Origin of the sequence: Leuconostoc fallax (assembly GCF_004354645.1) — a bacterium.
Lineage (GTDB): Bacteria > Bacillota > Bacilli > Lactobacillales > Lactobacillaceae > Leuconostoc_B > Leuconostoc_B fallax.
On the sequence record NZ_PUFI01000005.1, the window covers coordinates 281,427 to 301,421 of the forward strand.

Sequence of the window (19,995 nt, forward strand, 5' to 3'; positions counted from 1 at the left end):
TGAGTCGACGAACGTTTGTTCGTAAAATGCTTGATTTTGTCTTGATAAACATGTAGACTAGTTGAGTAGACATTAAAGGAGTGGGTTGTATGGTAACCAAAAAAACGGTGAAAACTAAAGATAAAAATGATGGTCGTGAAGCCGCATTACAAGAAGCCCTAAAGAAAATAGAAAAGAATTTTGGTAAGGGTTCTATTATGAAGTTAGGTGATAATAACCTAACAAGAGTTGAAACAATCCCCTCAGGGTCGGTTAAGCTAGATATTGCATTAGGCGTTGGTGGATATCCAAAAGGTCGTATCATTGAAGTATACGGTCCTGAATCATCAGGTAAAACAACAATTGCTTTACATGCGGTTGCCGAAGTACAAAAGCAAGGTGGTACAGCAGCGTATATTGATGCTGAAAATGCATTAGATGTGAAGTATGCTGAAGCATTAGGGGTTGATTCAAAAGAATTACTATTATCTCAACCAGATACTGGAGAGCAAGGCTTAGAGATTGCCGATGCATTAGTACAATCTGGGGCTGTAGATATGATTGTTGTTGATTCAGTTGCTGCATTGGTACCACGAGCTGAAATTGAAGGGGAAATGGGAGATGCCCATGTTGGTTTGCAAGCGCGATTGATGAGTCAAGCTTTACGTAAATTAGCGGGAACGCTTAATCGTACAGGAACAATTGCGATTTTCATCAACCAGATACGTGAAAAAGTAGGTGTCATGTTTGGTAATCCAGAAACAACACCTGGAGGACGTGCATTGAAGTTCTATTCAACTGTTCGTTTGGAAGTACGACGTTCAACGCAGATCAAAGATGGTAGTGAAGTAACGGGTAACTTGACTAAAGTTAAGGTTGTTAAGAATAAGGTAGCGCCACCATTTAGAGTTGCCGAAGTTGATATTATGTATGGAAAAGGCATTTCTCAGACAGGTGAATTAATTGATTTGGCTGTAGAGAAAGATATCGTAGATAAATCTGGCGCTTGGTACGCTTACGAAGGTGAACGTATTGGACAGGGACGCGAAAAAGTTAAAGAATTTTTGGATTCAGAAGGACACGAACAAATGCGTAAAGAAATTTATGCTAGAGTACGTGAAGCATACGGTATTGATCAATCATCTGACAGTATGGATGTACCATCGGATGATAAAGATACATCTACAGATGATACGTTAGACTTAAATACAGATAACGATGCATTAACTGATGAACCTATTATATAAATGATTTTAAAAGACACTTTGTGTCTTTTTTTGTTATAATTCAAAAGTGTAATCAAACTTTACTATTTTACTGATTTTGATATGGAGACAAAAATGTCAAGAATTTTGGTGGTTGATGATGAACAAGCAATTACGACATTGCTACAGTTCAATTTAGAGCAAAATGGTTATCACGTTACGATTGCTGCGGATGGGGCGACTGCGTTACAGCTCGTTGAGCAGGAACAGTACGATGCCGTACTTCTGGATTTAATGTTACCTGAAGTGGATGGTATGTCAGTATTGAGACAAATGCGCGAAAATAGTATTAGGATTCCCGTAATACTGGTTACCGCCAAAGGAGATGAATTTGATCGTATCTTTGGTTTAGAAATTGGTGCTGATGATTATATTACTAAGCCGTTTAGCCCGCGAGAGGTCATAGCACGTCTAAAAGCCGTACTACGTCGTTACCACGAGCAGAGTACTAACAGAAACGATCAAGTTGGTTATTTAACCATTCAAGATTTAGTTATTGACGATGCGCGTAAAGTTGTGAAAAAAGATGGTCAGACCGTTATATTAACACCAAGAGAGTATGAACTTTTGCTGTATTTTGCCAAAAGAATTGGTAGAGTGATTGATCGTGAAACCATATTGACTAGTGTCTGGGGATATGACTTTACGGGTCAAAGTCGCATGGTAGACATGCATATCAGTAATCTTCGTGAAAAGATCGAAAAAGATCCAAAGCACCCAACAATTTTAAAAACAGTGCGCGGATTCGGATATACGATGTCCGATGCATTGTAAAGACAGCTTTACATTAATTAGACAAAGTATTTATCTTTTTACGTAGCAAATATTGACATTATCCATTTAATATATAGTTTGTAAGCAACAAAGGTTTTCCCAAGCCTAACTACTACAAAGGGTTGCTTACTTACTGATAAATTAAGGACAATGGAGATGTCGAGATGAATAAATTAATTCCAGCAGTTGTCGGTGGCTTAGTCGTTATTGGTGCAGGATTTGCATTGTATGCCAATGCTGATAAGGGTTCCAGTCATCAGTCATCAGCAACGAGTAGTAAAGTAAGCGGTAAAGTTTTAGCAGTGGGGTCTACTGCTCTTCAGCCTTTGGCGGAACAAGTTGGTACTTCATTTGAGGAGAAAAATCCAGAAGCCAATATTACCGTACAAGGTGGCGGTTCAGGTGCTGGTCTTAGTCAAGTTTCCGATGGATCAGTTCAAATTGGTAACTCAGACGTCTTCGCAGAAGAAAAAGAGGGAGTTGATGCTAGCAAACTAGTTGATCATCAAGTTGCAGTCGTTGGTATTGCACCTGTGGTTAACAAAGATGTTAGTGTTAAAAACCTAACGAAGGAACAATTAAAAAATATCTTTACAGGTAAAATTACAAACTGGAAAGAAGTCGGTGGTGATGATGAAAAAATTGTCGTCATTAACCGTGCAACTGGTTCTGGTACACGGGCAGTCTTTGAAAAGAACGTCCTTGATGGTCAAAATGCAGTTCAAGCGACAGAACAAGATTCTAACGGAACGGTTCAAAAGATTGTTAAAGCCACACCTGGTTCTATTTCTTATTTAGCTTTTGCCTATTTAAATAGTAATGGTATCAAATCATTATCGATTGATGATGTTAAGCCGACATCTGAAAATGTTGAGAATAATGATTGGAAAATCTGGGCCTATGAACACATGTATACCAAGGGTAAGCCTACGGGTGCCACAAAGAGTTACTTGGATTATTTCTTAACCAAAGATGTGCAAAAGAATATTGTGCCTAAGCTGGGTTATATTGGCTTAACAAACATGAAGGTACAACGTGATGCCGATGGTAAAGTTACTGAAAAGTAAATCACATATTACAACAAGTCATGTGCTTGTTGTTTTTTTTTGCGCATGCTACAGTTAAGGCAATATGTTAAATTGGGAGTGATATATGCAAAAAAATATATCAAAATTTTTAATACTGGTTGTTTTGAATGTTGCGATACTTGTTGTAGCAGCAATTTTCATCGCTAATCAATTAAGTCGAACGCTACAAATTGTTATTATTTCTATAATATTATCAAGTACAACATGGGGATTAGTTTGGTTTTGGCAGCGTCGAGATCGCCAAGATTTAGTTGTTATGCAGCAACGTATGCAATCTGTTATTGATGGTGATCTGCCACGCAGTGTATTGGTTTCTGCCGACTCTGATAATTGGGATTTGATACGGCAGTTTAATGATCTGCAAAGTTATGTTCGTCAACAGCAGCATCATAATCGACGCCAAATTTTGAATTACCAGACATTGTTAGCGAGTCTACCAGTTGGTGTGATTAATGTTAATCATCATCATGAAATTAATGTTTTTAATGAAACAGCATCCCGAATGTTGCATATGACAACGCCTATATTACCAGTGGCAGAGCATTTATTAATTCAACAATTTACTTTGTCGGAGTTGATTAGCCAAACTTTTAATCAAAAAAATGGGCAACGAACCATTTTAAATTTGGCAATTGATGGGGAAAATAAACAATATGAAGCAACAACCTTTTTCCAAACCGATGATGAACATACGGAAGTTATGGTGATTCTGTATGATTTAACGACTGTATTAAAAGTTGAACGCATGCAAGCCGACTTCTTAGCTAATGCTTCTCACGAGTTCAAAACACCGCTAACGGCCATCACCGGCTTTGCTGAAACGCTACAAGGATCAGCAGGGGAAGACCAATCTATTCGTGAACAATTTTTGCAGATTATTAGTGATGAAACAAAGAAACTAACGTTATTAGTGAATGATGTCTTATCCTTATCTAAAATCAAGCATGAACCTGATCGTAATACCGAGGAACGTATCAACCTTTATATGCTAGTTCAAGAACAGTGGCAAAGTATTCAGCATCTCGTTATTAAGAACGATATAAAGTTGGTGAATGACATTCCGGATAATTTTGAAGTGGTTACATTTAAAAATGATTTGACGATTATTGTGAAAAATCTTTTGGCTAATGCCGTAAAGTATAACCGAGAAAATGGGCAGGTGCGTTTATCAGCACAAAAGACTGCAGATCATTGGTCATTTTCAGTGCGTGATACTGGTATAGGCATACCAACGAATCAGCAAGCACGTGTGTTTGAACGCTTCTATCGCGGGGATGAATCACGACAAAAAACAATTGCCGATGGAACAGGATTGGGATTAGCTATTGTTAATGAACTATTAGCTAAACATCAAGGTAATATTAAACTCAATTCTCAAGTTGGTGTTGGGACAACGTTTACTGTAATTTTTCCAAATAAATAATCTCTTTACACAATCTTTACAAAAGCAGTATGAAGTTTTTACATGCATTGTAGATAATATTTAATGTAGTAGTAAAACTTGGGAGGCAATGATGCTTAAAGCACATAAAAGTGGGATTGTGGCAATAATCCTAATCGTTATTTTTGGCGGATTACTGAGTACTGCCTATGTAACAAGAAAAAAAGAAAATGTTGGCACATCCATTACAGCAGTTGGTTCTACGGCATTACAGCCATTAGTTGAAGCAGCTGGTGAAGAATATGCTAAGCAAAATATGGGTGTCTTTATTAATGTACAAGGTGGTGGAACTGGAACTGGTCTGTCACAAGTGGCACAAGGTGCAGTTGATTTAGGTAATTCAGATGTCTTTGCAGAAGAAAAAGAAGGCATTGATGCCAATAAATTAGTTGACCATCAGGTTGCCGTTGTGGGTATTACACCTATTTTGAATCGTAAGAACGGTGTTACCAATTTAACAACAGCTCAGCTGAGTGACATTTTCACAGGAAAAATAACGAATTGGTCTCAAGTTGGTGGTAATAATTTAGATATTGTATTAATTAATCGTGCAGCTGGTTCGGGTACACGAGCAACTTTTGAAAAATGGGGATTGGACGGTGCTAAGAGTCGTGAAGCGCAAGAACAAGACTCATCTGGCATGGTTAGATCAATTGTTTCAACAACACCAGGAGCCATCTCATATGTTGCATTTGGTTACGTTGACGATAGTGTTGTTGCACCCAAATTTAATCAAGTGGCACCTACCGATAAAAATGTGATGACGGGTCAATATCCAATTTGGTCTTATGAACATGTTTATACCAAAGGTAAGCCAAATAGCAAAACGCAAAAATTTTTAGATTATCTGTCATCTAGTCATGTTCAAAATACGCTCGTTAAGAAATTAGGTTATATTTCAATTCATGATATGCAAATTCACCGTGATGTTGATGGAAAAATAACGAACAAATAATTTTGGCAGAAATATGCATAGGGAAGTAGAAAATGGATAGTATTCAAGAAAAGCTTGTTAAACGTTCTAAATCGACAAATCGTGATTTGATGGGGAAAGGCATTAGCTTATCGGCGCTGGTACTGATTGTGCTTATTGTGTTGTCGATATTTGTCTTTGTAACGAGCCGTGGTTTGGCGACCTTCTTTCATGATGGTATTAGTGTAAAGGATTTCTTATTTGGTACAACTTGGAATCCGTCAGTTACAAATCCTAAGACAGATCATCCATATATTGGTGCCCTACCCATGATTTTGGGATCGTTCTTAGTCACATTTCTATCAGCGCTATTGGCGACACCGTTTGCCATTGGTACTGCTTTGTTTATGACAGAAATTGCTAAAAAACGTGGTGCCAAAATTATGCAACCTGTTATTGAGTTGTTGGTTGGTATTCCGTCAGTTGTTTATGGGTTCATTGGTTTGACAATTGTCGTGCCGGTGATTCGACATATTTTTGGCGGATCTGGATTTGGTATTCTAGCTGGAACAATTGTGCTATTTGTCATGATTCTACCAACGATTACTTCAATGACTGTTGACACGTTGAAATCTGTGCCAGGACATTATCGTGAAAGTGCCTTAGCGATTGGTGCTACACGTTGGCAAATGATTTACAAAGTGATCTTAAGAGCAGCAACACCAGGTATTTTAACAGCCATCGTTTTCGGTATGGCACGTGCTTTCGGTGAAGCTTTGGCTGTTCAGATGGTCATTGGAAATGCTGCATTGATGCCACATAACTTAATATCAGCGAGCTCAACATTAACTTCTGTGTTAACGATGGGAATTGGTAATACCGTTATGGGATCATTGCAGAATGATGTTTTGTGGACATTGGCCTTAATTCTTTTGATTATGTCTTTGGTCTTTAATTTAATTGTTCGTGCAATTGGGCGTAAGGGAGAGATGAAGTAATGAACGCAAAAACAGTTGATAAAATTGCGACAGCAGTTATTTATGCGATTTCTGCTATCGTGGTCTTAATATTAGTATCTATGTTGGCCTTCATATTAGTACGTGGTGTGCCACACATGTCTTTACACTTTTTAACTTCTCCAGCACGGGCATTTGAGGCTGGAGGCGGTATTGGTATTCAATTATTTAATTCGTTTTATCTATTGATTCTGGCTATGTTAATCAGTTTTCCGATTGCGCTGGGCGCTGCGGTCTATTTAAACGAATATGCTAAAAAGAATATTTTTACAAGTATTGTGCGTACAGCAATTGAAATTTTGAGTTCATTACCTTCAGTCGTTGTTGGCTTGTTTGGTTTCTTGCTATTGGTTGTTAAATTTAAATTTGGCTTTTCAATTTTGTCAGGAGCAATCGCATTAACATTGTTTAACTTACCACTGCTAACACGTTCAATTGAAACGAGTTTAGCGCAAATTCCTAATTTACAACGTGAAGCAGGTGCTGCGTTAGGCCTTTCTCGCTGGGAAACAGTCATGCATGTGATTTTACCGGCTGCGGTACCAAGTATCGTGACAGGGGTTGTGTTATCTGCAGGGCGTGTCTTTGGTGAAGCGGCCGCTTTGATTTATACTGCTGGTCAGTCTGCTCCAGCATTGGACTTTACAGATTGGAATCCATTTAATATATCGAGTCCATTAAATGCAATGCGCCCGGCTGAAACATTAGCTGTTCATATTTGGAAAATTAATTCAGAAGGTATTATGCCGGATGTGAATGCTGTATCAGCTGGTGCCTCAGCAGTTTTGATTATTGTAGTATTGATTTTCAACTTTAGTGCACGTAAATTAGGACAAAAACTTTATAATAAGTTAACGAGTGCGAATTAATAATATTTAAGAAAGAAAAATATGACAAATCCAAACATCAACTTAAAAACAGTTAAAGACTTTATTCCTGATGAAGCACCGGAACGTTTTATTTACAAAATGAATCCAGATAAGCATGAAATTGCATTATCAACCCATGATTTAAAAGTTTTCTATGGCGACAACGAAGCACTAAGCGAGGGTGATTTAGATTTTGAGCGTTTTAAAATCACGAGTTTAATTGGCGCATCTGGGTCGGGAAAATCAACTTTTTTACGTTCTTTAAATCGTATGAACGACGGTGTGGCCACTGTTAAAGGTAATATTATGTATCGTGACTTGGATATTAATTCAAGTAAAATCGATGTGTATGAAATGCGTCGTCATATTGGCATGGTATTTCAACGCCCCAATCCTTTTGCTAAATCGATCTATAAAAATATTACATTTGCACTAACACAACGCGGTAATTACACTAAAGATGAATTAGATGAAATTGTTGAAACAAGTCTCAAACAAGCAGCACTGTGGGATCAAGTAAAAGATAACTTGAATAAAAGTGCATTAGCCTTGTCTGGTGGTCAGGCACAGCGATTAGTGATTGCACGTGCACTGGCATTGAAGCCCGATATTCTATTATTGGATGAACCATCTAGTGCTTTAGATCCCGTATCTTCAGCTCAAGTAGAGGACACCTTGTTAGAATTAAAAGAGAAATATACGATTGTTATCGTGACGCATAATATGCAACAGGCTGCTAGAATTAGTGATTACACTGCATTTTTCCATTTAGGTAAAGTCATTGAATATGATCTGACACGTAAGATATTTACCCGTCCTAAGGTAGCACTAACAAATGATTATATTTCAGGTAATTTCGGTTAATTAAATCAATAGAGACATGAGGCAGGAGAATGACGGATAGTCACAATAAAACAATTTTAACAACTAAAGATGTTCGTTTATGGTACGGTAAAAAAGAAGCATTGCATGGTATTAATCTTTCTTTTCCTGACAGTGGCATCACTGCTCTAATTGGACCTTCTGGTTCTGGTAAATCGACTTATTTGCGCGCGATTAATAGAATGCATGATTTGGTTGATGGTGTGACTGTAACTGGCTCGTTTGATTTCAATGGGACAGATATTTATGCACCAACAACTGATACAGTTGATTTACGTAAGCGCATTGGTATGGTGTTTCAGCAACCTAATCCGTTCCCATTTTCAATCTACGAAAACGTGGTGTTCGGATTACGTTTGGCTGGTGTTAAAGATAAAGCAATTTTAGATGAAGCGGTTGAAACGACATTGCGACAGGCGTCTGTCTGGGATGAGGTTAAAGATGATTTAAATAAATCAGCACTGGGCCTCTCTGGCGGACAGCAACAGCGTGTATCAATTGCACGAGTGTTGGCAACTTCACCAGAATTGCTATTACTTGATGAACCAACTTCTGCTCTAGATCCAGTATCTAGTCACAATATTGAAGAGACGATGCTTAAATTACGCGATGATTATGCCATTATTATCGTGACACACAATATGCAACAGGCGTCGCGTGTATCAGATCGAACAGCATTCTTCTTAGATGGTAACTTAATCGAAGTTGATAAAACAAAGTCCATTTTCTTAAATCCTTCAATGAAAGAAACGCAGGACTATGTCAGTGGGCGTTTTGGTTAATCATATTTTTTTTTGAGGGCATTATTCTAGCTTTAGAAATGAACGATATGTTATTCTATGTAGAAAAAATAATTAACATTATTGAAAAGGGGTAAACTTATGCGTCGATTATTTGATGAAGAACTAGCAGATTTGGATAGTTCCTTTACAGAAATGGGAATGTTAGTTTCACAAACAATTCAGAAGTCAGTACAGGCCTTTGTGGATCATAATCGTGAAACAGCAAAGCTCATTCTTGATAACGATTATCGTATCAATGAACGTGAAGCAGCAATTGAAAAGAAAACGTTTGAAATGATTGCTTTGTATCAGCCAGTGACAACAGATTTACGTGAAATTGTAACAATACTAAAGGCCGTTTCTGTTCTTGAACGAATGGGGGATCAAGCACGAAACATCGCCAATTCAACAATTCGCGTTAAAGGGACAAAACACGTTCCCGAAATCGAGGCTAAATTGGGCGACATGGGTGAAGAAGTCGCTAGTATGGTTTCTGAGGTGATGTCTTACTATGTCAAAGATGATGCCATCGGTGCTGAAGCGATTGCTGCTAAGAGTCGCGATTTAGCTAAGAAAGCCGGGCAAGTACGTTTAGATGCCGTTAATGGTATGAAAGAAGACGCAGAATTGGTTGATTCAGCTGCTGATTACTTGGTGATTGCCGGTTATCTCAAGCGAATTTCGGATTATACAACAGATATTGCAGAATGGATTGTGTATAAGCGAACAGGAAAAATTATTGAATTAAATCCAGGATCATCATTCTTTATTTAAAAGGCACAATGTGCCTTTTTTATTTGTCTTGAGAATAGAGTATCTTCAGCCATTTATTGAGGTGTTTGTTATAATATGAATAGATACTTTGATGCAATCAAAGTGATAGGTTATTTATCAATATTATTAAGGAGAATTGCATGCGTTTACTAGCTAGGCTAGCAATTAATGTGTTACTTTTCTTAGTGTTATCAACGATTTTTGAGAACGGTTTTCGTGTAGATAACTGGAGAACAGCATTAATAGCAGCTATTGTGTTAGGCATTTTAAATGCGATTATCAAACCAATCATTAGTTTGTTTGCCTTGCCACTCACAATTATTACTTTTGGGCTTTTTGCCTTAGTCATTAATGGTTTAATGTTAGACATCACAGCCAACTTAGTTTCTGGTTTCGAATTTGCTAGTTTTGGATGGGCTATGTTCATTGCATTTTTGTTATCAGTCGTTAATATGCTACTAACAAGCGATGTGCATGTCACGTCAGGAAGAGATTAATTATGCCAAAAACATCAGTTACAGTAAAACAATTAGTTGAAAATACACGTTTAGAAATTGTTTCCGGTAAAGAATATTTGGAACGTGAAATTACAACATCTGATATCAGTCGCCCTGGATTAGAAATGACGGGATATTTTAATTATTATGCACCAGAACGTGTTCAATTATTAGGTATTACCGAAACATCGTTTTCTGAGCGTATGCGTCATGATGAACTATTGATGGTTTATCGCCGTATGGCTTGTGACACAACACCTGCATTTGTGGTATCAACTGGGTTAGATATCAGTGAAGAACTCAAACAGGCTGCTGCTGAAGCACATATTCCAATTTTGACCTCTTCATTGACATCGTCACGTATTTTGTCAAATATGACGTACTATTTGGGTGGACAACTCGCACCACGTGAATCGGTGCACGGTGTGCTAATTGACGTGCATGGATTAGGTGTACTACTTACTGGTGATGCTGGTATCGGTAAAACTGAAGCTGCACTTGAATTAATTCAACAAGGGAAGGCACGATTGGTTGCAGATGATCGTGTGGATATTTATCAGCAGGATGAAGAACGCTTGATTGGTGAACCAAGTGAAGTATTACGAAACATGATGGAAATTCGCGGTGTTGGTATTATTGATGTTCAGCAAGTTTATGGTGCGATGTCTATTCGTTCACATTCAACAGTTTCTTTGAATATTCATCTTTCCAATGCGCGCATTGGTGAAAAGAACTTTGATCGCTTGGGAAATGATGGTGATACATTAGAGATTTCTGGTGTGAAAATTCCTAAGATGGTTGTACCGGTGACACCAGGTCGTAATACAGCCAGTGTCATTGATGCTGCTGCGTTGAAAAATCGCACACAAAATATGGGATTTGATGCCTTAACTACTTTGGAAAACCGGATGACAGAAGAAATGGAAAAGAATGCAGCATTGAATGGAGAGAATGCATAATATGACTAAAATGGCAGTACTCGGTGCCGGTTCATGGGGCACAGCATTAGCTAACACCGCAGCAGAAAACGGGACAGAAGTGCACCTGTGGACGCATAACCCTAAACAAGCTGACGAGATCAACCAAAATCATACTAATGCGCGCTACTTACCAAACGCAAAATTAATACAGACATTAACAGCTACATCAGATATGACATCTGCTGTAGCGGGTGCGGATATTGTATTAAATGTTGTACCAACTAAAGCAGTACGCGAAGTTGCCAAAGAACTGGCGAAGACACTAGAACTATTAGATCATACTGTTATTTTGGCGCACGCAACAAAAGGGCTGGAACAAGGTACATATAAGCGTATTTCAGAGATGTTGGCTGAGGAAGTCCCAGTACAACGTCGTAGTGCGTTAGCTGTTATATCAGGACCCTCTCATGCTGAAGATGTGATTAAACATGATCTGACAGCAGTGACAATTGCAAGTACAGATGACGAGGCTGCAAAGTTACTACAAAAAGTATTATCCAATCGTCATTTTCGTACGTATACCAATCACGATTTACTAGGTTCTGAATTAGCCGCTGCTTTAAAGAATATTATTGCGATTGGCTCTGGTGCGTTGACTGGCTTGGGCTATGGTGATAATGCCAAGGCAGCTTTGTTGACCCGTGGCTTAGTGGAAATGCGTCGCTTAGGTCAAGCGATGGGTGCGCAACCTGAAACGTTTTTAGGGTTATCAGGGATTGGTGATTTAATTGTGACGGGGATGTCCAAGAATTCTCGTAATTATCGAGCTGGTATGGCTTTGGGTGAGGGAAAAACTTTAGCCGCTGTTCAAGAAGATATGGGCATGGTTATTGAAGGCGTTAACACAACTAAGGCTGTTTATGATTTTGCAACGCAATACAAAGTAGACATGCCGATTACAGCAGCTATCTATCGTGTATTGTACGAAGGACTGTCTATACCAGACGCCATTGATGAGCTGATGTCACGGCCATTAAAGTCTGAAAGTTGAAAATTTGTAAGCGTTACCAATATTGATAAAACAATATTATGGTATAATCTGAACAGTAGTCTAATTATTTGTCATTGAGGAGTTATTATGAAACCTGTACGTAAAGCGATTATTCCAGCAGCTGGATTAGGCACGCGTTTTTTACCAGCTACTAAAGCTCTAGCCAAAGAAATGTTACCAATTGTTGACAAGCCAACCATTCAATTTATTGTCGAAGAAGCAATCGCTTCTGGCATTGAAGATATTGTCATTGTCGATGGTAAATCAAAGCGCTCAATTGAAGATCATTTTGATTCAAACCCTGAATTAGAGAATAACTTAAAAGAAAAGAACAAAGATGAAATGTTGAAGTTGGTCCAAGAGACAACTGATATTAATCTTTACTTTATCCGTCAATCGCATCCTAATGGTCTTGGTGACGCTGTGTTGACAGCTAAGGCCTTTATTGGTGATGAACCATTCGTTGTTTTGTTAGGCGATGATTTAATGCAAGATAAGACACCACTGACTAAGCAATTGATTGACCGTTATAATGAAACAGGTGAGTCAACACTAGCCGTTATGCGAGTACCACATGAACAGGTATCAGAATATGGTGTGATTGATCCGGCAACGCAAATTACTGAAGATGGTTTGTATCGCGTGAAAAATTTTGTTGAGAAGCCAAAACCAGAAGATGCACCTTCTGATTTAGCTATTATTGGTCGTTATTTACTTACACCTGAAATTTTTGAAGAACTCGAAAAGACTAAACCAGGCAAAGGTAACGAAATACAATTAACAGATGCAATTGATTCTTTAAACAATCGTCAACATGTTTATGCCCATGAATTTAAGGGTGATCGTTATGATATTGGCTCTAAAATTGGCTTCTTAGAGACTAATATTGAGTTTGGTTTAAAGCATCCGCAGACAAAAGACAAGTTGCGTGCTTATATTAAAGAATTAGCATCTAAGTTGTAAGCTCAACCATTTTGAGTGTGTACTCGACAATTTGAAAATAATCACGTAAAATGTTTATGAACTAAAAGTTAGTGGAGGACATGCTATGAAAAATTATGATGTGGTAATTATTGGGGCAGGACCTGCCGGCATGACTGCAGCTACTTATGCATCACGTGCTAATTTATCCGTTTTGATGCTTGATCAAGGTATTTATGGCGGGCAAATGAATAATACGGCTGATGTAGAAAATTATCCGGGATTTGATTCGATTTTGGGTCCTGATTTATCTGAAAAAATGTATCATTCTGCTATGCAATTTGGTGCGGAGTATGGTTTTGGCGTTGTGAGCGGTATTGAGATACAAGATACAAGTAAAATTGTCCACACAGACATGGGCGATTACGGTGCTAAAGCCGTTATTATCGCTACTGGTTCTGAGCATGTCCATTTGGGCGTAGCAGGCGAGGAAGATTATCAAGGACGTGGTGTGAGTTATTGTGCAGTCTGTGATGGTGCCTTCTTCCGCGATGAAGATGTTATTGTTGTTGGCGGTGGTGACTCTGCAATTGAAGAGGGATTGTATCTAACACAGTTAGCGCGATCTGTTACAATTTTACATCGGCGCGATGAGCTAAAAGCCCAACAAATTATTCAAGAACGTGCCTTTGCTAACGATAAAATTCACTTTCAGTGGCATACTGAGGTTAAGCAAATTATTGGTGATGGCGATAAAGTTACAGGCTTAGAGGTTTTTGATAATCAAACGAATGAAATATCACATATTGATACTAGTGGTGTGTTCATTTATGTTGGCCTTCAACCTAATACAAGTATGTTTAGTGATTTAGACATTCTTGACAATGCCGGATGGGTAATAACCGATGAGAAAATGCAAACGCATATACCCGGTATTTTTGCAATTGGTGATGTACGTGTTAAAGATCTACGACAAATTACCACAGCTGTTGGTGATGGTGGTATTGCTGGACAAGCAGCATACGATTATGTAAGTCGTCTTAATACTAAATCAGAAATCCAGGCAGAGTAGGTCGTCAAGACAAGAAAGCTGGGACATTATCGTCCCACCTTTTTTTGTTAGCTTAATAATTCAGATGGAGAAATATAATGGTTGCAAAATTATCAGATGTCGCGGAATTGGCCGGTGTTTCAGTCGCGACAGTGTCACGTGTTATCAATTCGTATGGCCCGATTAGCCAAAAAACTAAGGATAAAGTGCATGCTGCGATGCGACAACTACACTATCAGCCAAATGCGATGGCTCGTAGCTTACAAGGAAAGTCATCACAGTTTATTGGTGTGATTTTACCGACTATTGATAATCCTTTTTTTGGTGTGCTGGCTGGTGCACTTGAAAAAGCACTTTTTGAACGTGGCTATAAAGTGATTATTGCTAGTTCTGCTAATAATGTAGAAGTAGAACGACAATATCTACAAATGTTGGCGGCCAACCAAGTTGAAGCCATTATTACTGGTTCACATAATTTAGGTATTGAAGAATACGAAGATGCTTCTTTACCCATTGTGGCTTTTGATCGGCATCTTTCTGATGATATTCCAACTGTTAGTTCTGATAACTATCATGGTGGCGAATTGGCTGCACAGTATTTGCTTAATCAGCAGGTGCACAAACCACTAGTCATTCGCGATGATGATAATTCTAATTCGCCAACTGTGAAGCGTGGTCAAGGTTTTGTGAACTATATGACGCGACACAATGTTCAAGCTTTAAGATATGAAGTTTCTGATAAGTTGAGCATGCAACAAGCCGATGTTGAAAAAATCAAACAATTTGTTCTAGATAATCAAATTGACGGTATTTTTGCTAATAATGATTTAACAGCTATTATGTTGAAAAATGTTTTGCCTAATTTACCTATAGTAGGTTATGATGGAACACCACTTTTGACATTATTGCATCCAGATTTGGTGACAATTGTGCAACCAGTTGATGAAATTGTGAAAAAATTAGTTGAAATTATGCTTGTGAAAATAGGTGATAACTCGGCAGAAATCACAACGGATAACATTGTGTCAGTTTCATTGAAATACAAGTGATGTTTTCTGAAAACACCGCGATATTTTCTTTATATTTTCATTTGTGAAAAAATTTGACAAACGTAACGAAAGCGTATACAATTAATTGTGCTTTATTGAACAATCTAGATTGTTAAGCGCTTTTTGTTTTGTTATCTATGTACAACGTTAAACAAAATTGAGATAATAATCTAGTGCGCAAGTGAAAGGAGAAGAACATGGCAAGTCAAGACAAGTGGATTACCAAAGTAGCTTTTCTTGGTATATCTTTCGTCTTAACCAGTGCATATGCAATTAACGGCGCACTGCCAAAGATGACCGAGGAATTGCATATCACGACGACACAGTCTCAAGTATTGGCGACAACGCCGTCGATTGCTGTTACAATTTTTGTTTTGTTGAGTTCCTTTATTGCTAATAAATTAGGTGATAAAAGAACGATTATTTTAGGTGTTACTTTAGTAGGGGTTGCAGGTGTCGTACCATTTTTCGTTTCATCATATCCCATCATTTTAGCCTCACGTGCTGTCTTAGGTGCGGGATTTGGAATTTTTAATTCTTTGGCTGTTTCGATGATTAGTGTGATGTATGATGGGCAGGTACGCTCTAGCATGCTAGGTATACGTGCTGCCTCTGAACAAATTGGGCAAGCTGTCTTAACGTTTGCAGCTGGATTATTATTATCTTTTGGTTGGCGAGAAACGTTCCTAGTATATTTAATCGCTTTCCCAATTTTGTATCTATTCTATCGTCAAGTGCCAGATACATCTGAGATGATTGGTAAAGTAGCTGTTTCATCAGATGATGAAGATGCGGGTACCACAACCACAACACTACAAGACGAACCACAAAAAGTGAGTGCCTTAGTGGGTGTTTTGACACTATTTGCAGCTTTCTTGGTGATTGATTATATGGCGATTCAGTTGAGCTTCCCGTTCATGGCTGCTGAGCTAAAAGGAGATGGATATAATGCATCTCCAGTTCTATCAGCAATGTTGATTGCAGCAATGCTTGGTGGTATATTGTATGGTCGTTTTCAAAATATGTTTGGCCGTTTTACATTACAAATTGGTTTGGTGTTAATGGCACTTTCTAATTTTATGGTGGCCTTTTCAAATGGTAACTTCTTTGTTTTGTGTGCTGGTGTCTTACTCATCGGTTTCCCATTACAGTTAATTTCACCATTTATATTTAATCAATTGCCAAAATTAGCACCTTTGAGAAAACAAGCATTGGTAACGTCAATCATTTTGATCGGTTTTAACGTTGGTGTGTTTATTGAACCATTTGTCATTTCGACTATGGGCGCAATTTTGAACTCAGCTGATAATCGAGCAGCGTATGAGTCTATCCCTTATTTGGGTGTTGTGCTACTGGCTATTGCTATTGTGACAATTTTTACAGCGCGCGAGAAGAAACCACTACTTGCTGAGTAGTGATAAAAATATTTTATTTTAATTTAGGAGAATTTGAATTATGAAGAAGCTTACAAATGAAGCGATGTTGATTACATACGCTGATTCCCTTGGTAAGAACTTAAAAGAATTAGATCAAGTATTGGCTAATGAACTTGATGGTGTTGTTGGTGGTGTACACGTATTGCCATTCTTCCCATCAACTGGTGACCGTGGTTTTGCACCAGAAGAATATGAAACGGTTGATCCACAATTCGGTAACTGGGCAGATGTTGAAAAGTTGGCCGATAAGTATTACTTGATGTTTGACTTTATGTTGAATCATATTTCTCCAGCATCAAAGTACTTCCAAGACTTTTTGGAAAAGAAAGAAAAGTCAGAATATTGGGATATGTTCATTAAGTATTCTGAATTTTGGCCTGAAAACCGCCCAACAGAAGCAGATATCGATATGATTTATAAGCGTAAGGATAAGGCACCTTTCGCACCTGTTACTTTTGCTGATGGCACAACAGACCAAGTTTGGAACACTTTCGGTGACCAACAAATGGACTTGGATGTAACAAAAGAAGTGACTAAGAAGTTTATTAAAGACAACTTGGTTAACTTGGCTCGCCATGGTGCATCAGTTATTCGTTTGGATGCCTTTGCTTATGCCATTAAGAAGTTGGACACAAATGACTTCTTCGTTGAACCAGAAATTTGGGAAATCTTACAAGAAGTTGTCGACATCTTGAAGGCAGAAGGTTCAGAAGTATTACCAGAAATTCATGAACATTACAAGATTGTTCGTAAGATTACTGAACATGACATGTATTCATATGACTTTGCTTTGCCATTGATTACATTGTACTCATTGTACTCAGGTAAGACTAACCGTATTGCTGATTGGTTGCGCCAAAGCCCAATGAAGCAATTCACAACATTAGACACACATGATGGTATTGGTGTTGTTGATGCCAAGGACTTATTGACACAAGAAGAAACTGACTATACAACAGAAGAAATGTATAAAGTCGGTGCTAATGTTAAGAAGATTTTCTCTTCAGCTGCCTATAACAACTTGGATATTTATCAAGTTAACACAACTTATTACTCAGCTTTGGGTAATGATGATGCATCATACTTATTGGCACGTGCGGCTCAAATCTTTGCACCTGGTATTCCACAAGTTTACTATGTTGGTTTGTTAGCTGGTGAAAATGATATTGAATTGCTTGAAAGTTCAAAAGAAGGTCGTAACATCAACCGTCATTACTATGACCTTGAAGAAATTGCAGAAACAACAAAGCGTCCAGTTGTTCAAGACTTGTTCACACTTTTGAAGTTCCGTAACACTTCTGCAGCCTTTGATTTGGAAGGTTCAATTGATGTTAAGAACGATGGTGAAAATGATTTGACTGTGACACGTACATCAGCCGATGGCAAAATTTCAGCAACTTTGAATGCAAACTTTGCAACAAAGCAGTTTACTGTAACTGAGAATGGTAAGACAATCTTTGCAACAAAGTAAGCGATTAAACACTGTATTCTGCTAGAATGCGGTGTTTTTTGTTATAATAAACAAAGGTCAATAAAAAAAGAGGTATTAATCATATGACGTGGAAAGAGACTTTGTCACAATGGCAGTCAGCAAAATTACCTGATTACCTTCAAGAAGAGTTGAATGATTTAAGTGAAGAACAATTAGAAGATGCTTTTTATCAAAACCTAAGCTTTGGCACAGCAGGTATGCGTGGTATTTTAGGCGTTGGTAGTAACCGTATGAATATTTTCACGGTAAGACAAGTAACTGAAGCTTTGGCGCGTTACATGGATTCTGTTGGTGAAGAAGCTAAAAAAAGAGGCGTTGCAATCAGTTTTGATTCACGTCACTTCTCCCCTGAATTTGCAAGGGATGCTGCGCAAGTGCTCAGTGCTCACGGCATAAAATCTTACCTATTCACTAGTCTCCGTCCAACACCTGAATTGTCTTTTACAGTTCGTGAATTGAAGACATTTGCGGGTATTATGATTACAGCATCTCACAATCCCAAAGCATATAATGGGTACAAGATTTATGGCGAAGATGGTGGACAGATGACACCAGAAGCTGTTGACGCAGTTGTTTCAGAATTAAATGATATTGAGGATATCTTCAATATTAAATTAGATTCAACAAATCAACATGTGACTGAAATTGACGATGATGTTGATAATAAATATTTAGCAAACGTTAAAAATGTAACGGTTGATGCAGATTTGGTTGCCCGAGAAGGTAGGGGATTGCAATTTGTCTTTACACCTTTACATGGTACGGGACAGTATATTGGTGAGAAGGCATTACAGCAAGCTGGCTTTACAAACTACACAATTGTTAAAGAACAAGCTGTTATTGATGGCGATTTTCCTACGGTGAAGAAACCCAACCCCGAAGATCCTGAAGCGTTGGCTTTAGCTATTGAGTATGCTAAGCGAAATAATGCGGATGCGGTTGTTGCAACTGATCCTGATGCTGATCGTTTGGGTGCAGCAGTACGTCTGAATGATGGTTCTTATCAGGTGCTAACAGGAAATCAAATTGCTGCAGTGCTGGTCAATTATCTTTTGACAGCTAAGAAAAATACAGGTACTTTGCCCAATAATGGTGCTATTGTTACTTCTGTGGTGTCATCGCGTTTTGCATCAAAGGTAGCTGCAAGTTTTGGTGTTACAACGACAGACGTTTTGACAGGATTTAAATATATTGCTGCGACAATTGATCGTTTTGAAGCAACACAAGAAAAAACTTTCTTGTTTGGATTTGAAGAAAGTTTCGGTTATTTAGTTAAGCCATTTGCACATGATAAAGATGCTATTCAGGCATTGGTATTATTTGCCGAAGTTGCAGCTTATTACAAATCACAAAATAAGACAATGTATGATGGCATACAAGAATTGTTTGCGCAATTTGGCTATTTTGAAGAAAAGACGGTTAGCTTAGACTTCCCAGGTATTAATGGTGCTGATGAAATGGCCGGTGTTATGGCTGATTTCCGAAACAATGCACCAGTTACTGTTGGTGGTATAGCCGTTGAAAGATTACAAGATTTTAGTACCCAGACTGAAACAAATATTACCACAGGCGCAACAACTACTTTGACACAACCAAAAGCAAATGTATTGAAGTATTGGTTAGCTGATGGCTCATGGGTAGCTGTACGTCCTTCTGGTACAGAACCTAAGTTGAAATTATATGTCGGTGTTGAATCAGATTCACAAGCTAAATCACAAGCTAAGTTAGATGATATCGAAAGTGATCTATTGAAGCGCGTTAAATAATAAAGAAGAATAGGATTATCCTATTCTTT

At 38.1% G+C, this 19,995-nt stretch carries 19 protein-coding genes; all 19 read left to right on the forward strand.

Going from position 1 to position 19,995, the window contains the following annotated elements; all coding sequences use genetic code 11:
• Window positions 1-89: 89 nt before the first annotated feature.
• The 19 genes from recA (at window position 90) to C5L23_RS02040 (ending at window position 19,966) form a co-directional block, all read left to right on the forward strand.
• Window positions 90-1,226 (forward strand): recombinase RecA, encoded by a 1,137-nt coding sequence (gene recA / locus C5L23_RS01950; RefSeq protein ID WP_133264204.1) that lies wholly within the window; start codon window positions 90-92, stop codon window positions 1,224-1,226.
• A gap of 93 nt (window positions 1,227-1,319) precedes the next feature.
• A complete protein-coding gene (locus tag C5L23_RS01955) occupies window positions 1,320-2,018 on the forward strand; it encodes a response regulator transcription factor (RefSeq protein ID WP_010008745.1) in 699 nt (232 codons plus the stop codon).
• A 164-nt stretch (window positions 2,019-2,182) separates the two neighbouring features.
• Entirely contained in the window at window positions 2,183-3,085 is a 903-nt protein-coding gene (locus tag C5L23_RS01960) for a phosphate ABC transporter substrate-binding protein (protein WP_133264205.1), read from the forward strand.
• Window positions 3,086-3,170: 85 nt separating this feature from the next.
• The gene (locus C5L23_RS01965) at window positions 3,171-4,529 is read left to right on the forward strand and encodes a sensor histidine kinase (protein WP_133264206.1); all 1,359 of its coding nucleotides are present in this window, start codon (window positions 3,171-3,173) and stop codon (window positions 4,527-4,529) included.
• A 91-nt stretch (window positions 4,530-4,620) separates the two neighbouring features.
• Window positions 4,621-5,502 (forward strand): phosphate ABC transporter substrate-binding protein PstS family protein, encoded by an 882-nt coding sequence (locus C5L23_RS01970; RefSeq protein WP_133264225.1) that lies wholly within the window; start codon window positions 4,621-4,623, stop codon window positions 5,500-5,502.
• A 32-nt stretch (window positions 5,503-5,534) separates the two neighbouring features.
• Window positions 5,535-6,458, forward strand: a complete 924-nt coding sequence (gene pstC, locus C5L23_RS01975; RefSeq protein WP_010008739.1) for a phosphate ABC transporter permease subunit PstC — start codon at window positions 5,535-5,537, stop codon at window positions 6,456-6,458.
• Complete coding sequence (gene pstA / locus C5L23_RS01980; RefSeq protein ID WP_133264207.1) at window positions 6,458-7,345, forward strand: phosphate ABC transporter permease PstA; 888 nt, start codon at window positions 6,458-6,460, stop codon at window positions 7,343-7,345. Before pstC ends, pstA begins: the two co-directional genes overlap by 1 nt.
• A 21-nt stretch (window positions 7,346-7,366) precedes the next feature.
• Entirely contained in the window at window positions 7,367-8,209 is an 843-nt protein-coding gene (pstB, locus tag C5L23_RS01985) for a phosphate ABC transporter ATP-binding protein PstB (RefSeq protein WP_010008737.1), read from the forward strand.
• A gap of 29 nt (window positions 8,210-8,238) precedes the next feature.
• Complete coding sequence (gene pstB / locus C5L23_RS01990; RefSeq protein ID WP_133264208.1) at window positions 8,239-9,009, forward strand: phosphate ABC transporter ATP-binding protein PstB; 771 nt, start codon at window positions 8,239-8,241, stop codon at window positions 9,007-9,009.
• Window positions 9,010-9,108: 99 nt separating this feature from the next.
• Entirely contained in the window at window positions 9,109-9,783 is a 675-nt protein-coding gene (gene phoU, locus C5L23_RS01995; RefSeq protein WP_010008735.1) for a phosphate signaling complex protein PhoU, read from the forward strand.
• Between the two features lie 140 nt (window positions 9,784-9,923).
• Window positions 9,924-10,280, forward strand: coding sequence for a phage holin family protein (locus C5L23_RS02000; RefSeq protein ID WP_010008733.1), 357 nt, complete (start codon window positions 9,924-9,926; stop codon window positions 10,278-10,280).
• A gap of 2 nt (window positions 10,281-10,282) precedes the next feature.
• On the forward strand, window positions 10,283-11,239 hold the full coding sequence (gene hprK, locus C5L23_RS02005; RefSeq protein WP_010008730.1) for an HPr(Ser) kinase/phosphatase: 957 nt from the start codon (window positions 10,283-10,285) through the stop codon (window positions 11,237-11,239).
• Between the two features lies 1 nt (window position 11,240).
• Complete coding sequence (locus tag C5L23_RS02010; RefSeq protein ID WP_029508736.1) at window positions 11,241-12,251, forward strand: NAD(P)H-dependent glycerol-3-phosphate dehydrogenase; 1,011 nt, start codon at window positions 11,241-11,243, stop codon at window positions 12,249-12,251.
• Between the two features lie 87 nt (window positions 12,252-12,338).
• The gene (galU, locus tag C5L23_RS02015) at window positions 12,339-13,214 is read left to right on the forward strand and encodes a UTP--glucose-1-phosphate uridylyltransferase GalU (RefSeq protein ID WP_010008728.1); all 876 of its coding nucleotides are present in this window, start codon (window positions 12,339-12,341) and stop codon (window positions 13,212-13,214) included.
• Window positions 13,215-13,299: 85 nt separating this feature from the next.
• On the forward strand, window positions 13,300-14,244 hold the full coding sequence (trxB, locus tag C5L23_RS02020; RefSeq protein WP_010008726.1) for a thioredoxin-disulfide reductase: 945 nt from the start codon (window positions 13,300-13,302) through the stop codon (window positions 14,242-14,244).
• Window positions 14,245-14,321: 77 nt separating this feature from the next.
• Complete coding sequence (locus C5L23_RS02025; protein ID WP_133264209.1) at window positions 14,322-15,272, forward strand: LacI family DNA-binding transcriptional regulator; 951 nt, start codon at window positions 14,322-14,324, stop codon at window positions 15,270-15,272.
• 197 nt (window positions 15,273-15,469) lie between these two features.
• Window positions 15,470-16,687, forward strand: a complete 1,218-nt coding sequence (locus C5L23_RS02030; RefSeq protein ID WP_010008724.1) for an MFS transporter — start codon at window positions 15,470-15,472, stop codon at window positions 16,685-16,687.
• A 40-nt stretch (window positions 16,688-16,727) separates the two neighbouring features.
• Window positions 16,728-18,179 carry a sucrose phosphorylase gene (gene gtfA / locus C5L23_RS02035; protein WP_010008723.1) on the forward strand — a complete coding sequence of 484 codons (1,452 nt, stop codon included), beginning with the start codon at window positions 16,728-16,730 and terminating at the stop codon, window positions 18,177-18,179.
• An 83-nt stretch (window positions 18,180-18,262) separates the two neighbouring features.
• Complete coding sequence (locus C5L23_RS02040; protein WP_133264210.1) at window positions 18,263-19,966, forward strand: phospho-sugar mutase; 1,704 nt, start codon at window positions 18,263-18,265, stop codon at window positions 19,964-19,966.
• Window positions 19,967-19,995 lie beyond the last annotated feature (29 nt).

Bases quoted from the DNA above. Each gene is read 5' to 3' on its own strand.
- recA (WP_133264204.1), top strand. From the start codon at position 90: ATGGTAACCAAAAAAACGGTGAAAACTAAAGATAAAAATGATGGTCGT.
- C5L23_RS01955 (WP_010008745.1), top strand. From the start codon at position 1,320: ATGTCAAGAATTTTGGTGGTTGATGATGAACAAGCAATTACGACATTG.
- C5L23_RS01960 (WP_133264205.1), top strand. From the start codon at position 2,183: ATGAATAAATTAATTCCAGCAGTTGTCGGTGGCTTAGTCGTTATTGGT.
- C5L23_RS01965 (WP_133264206.1), top strand. From the start codon at position 3,171: ATGCAAAAAAATATATCAAAATTTTTAATACTGGTTGTTTTGAATGTT.
- C5L23_RS01970 (WP_133264225.1), top strand. From the start codon at position 4,621: ATGCTTAAAGCACATAAAAGTGGGATTGTGGCAATAATCCTAATCGTT.
- pstC (WP_010008739.1), top strand. From the start codon at position 5,535: ATGGATAGTATTCAAGAAAAGCTTGTTAAACGTTCTAAATCGACAAAT.
- pstA (WP_133264207.1), top strand. From the start codon at position 6,458: ATGAACGCAAAAACAGTTGATAAAATTGCGACAGCAGTTATTTATGCG.
- pstB (WP_010008737.1), top strand. From the start codon at position 7,367: ATGACAAATCCAAACATCAACTTAAAAACAGTTAAAGACTTTATTCCT.
- pstB (WP_133264208.1), top strand. From the start codon at position 8,239: ATGACGGATAGTCACAATAAAACAATTTTAACAACTAAAGATGTTCGT.
- phoU (WP_010008735.1), top strand. From the start codon at position 9,109: ATGCGTCGATTATTTGATGAAGAACTAGCAGATTTGGATAGTTCCTTT.
- C5L23_RS02000 (WP_010008733.1), top strand. From the start codon at position 9,924: ATGCGTTTACTAGCTAGGCTAGCAATTAATGTGTTACTTTTCTTAGTG.
- hprK (WP_010008730.1), top strand. From the start codon at position 10,283: ATGCCAAAAACATCAGTTACAGTAAAACAATTAGTTGAAAATACACGT.
- C5L23_RS02010 (WP_029508736.1), top strand. From the start codon at position 11,241: ATGACTAAAATGGCAGTACTCGGTGCCGGTTCATGGGGCACAGCATTA.
- galU (WP_010008728.1), top strand. From the start codon at position 12,339: ATGAAACCTGTACGTAAAGCGATTATTCCAGCAGCTGGATTAGGCACG.
- trxB (WP_010008726.1), top strand. From the start codon at position 13,300: ATGAAAAATTATGATGTGGTAATTATTGGGGCAGGACCTGCCGGCATG.
- C5L23_RS02025 (WP_133264209.1), top strand. From the start codon at position 14,322: ATGGTTGCAAAATTATCAGATGTCGCGGAATTGGCCGGTGTTTCAGTC.
- C5L23_RS02030 (WP_010008724.1), top strand. From the start codon at position 15,470: ATGGCAAGTCAAGACAAGTGGATTACCAAAGTAGCTTTTCTTGGTATA.
- gtfA (WP_010008723.1), top strand. From the start codon at position 16,728: ATGAAGAAGCTTACAAATGAAGCGATGTTGATTACATACGCTGATTCC.
- C5L23_RS02040 (WP_133264210.1), top strand. From the start codon at position 18,263: ATGACGTGGAAAGAGACTTTGTCACAATGGCAGTCAGCAAAATTACCT.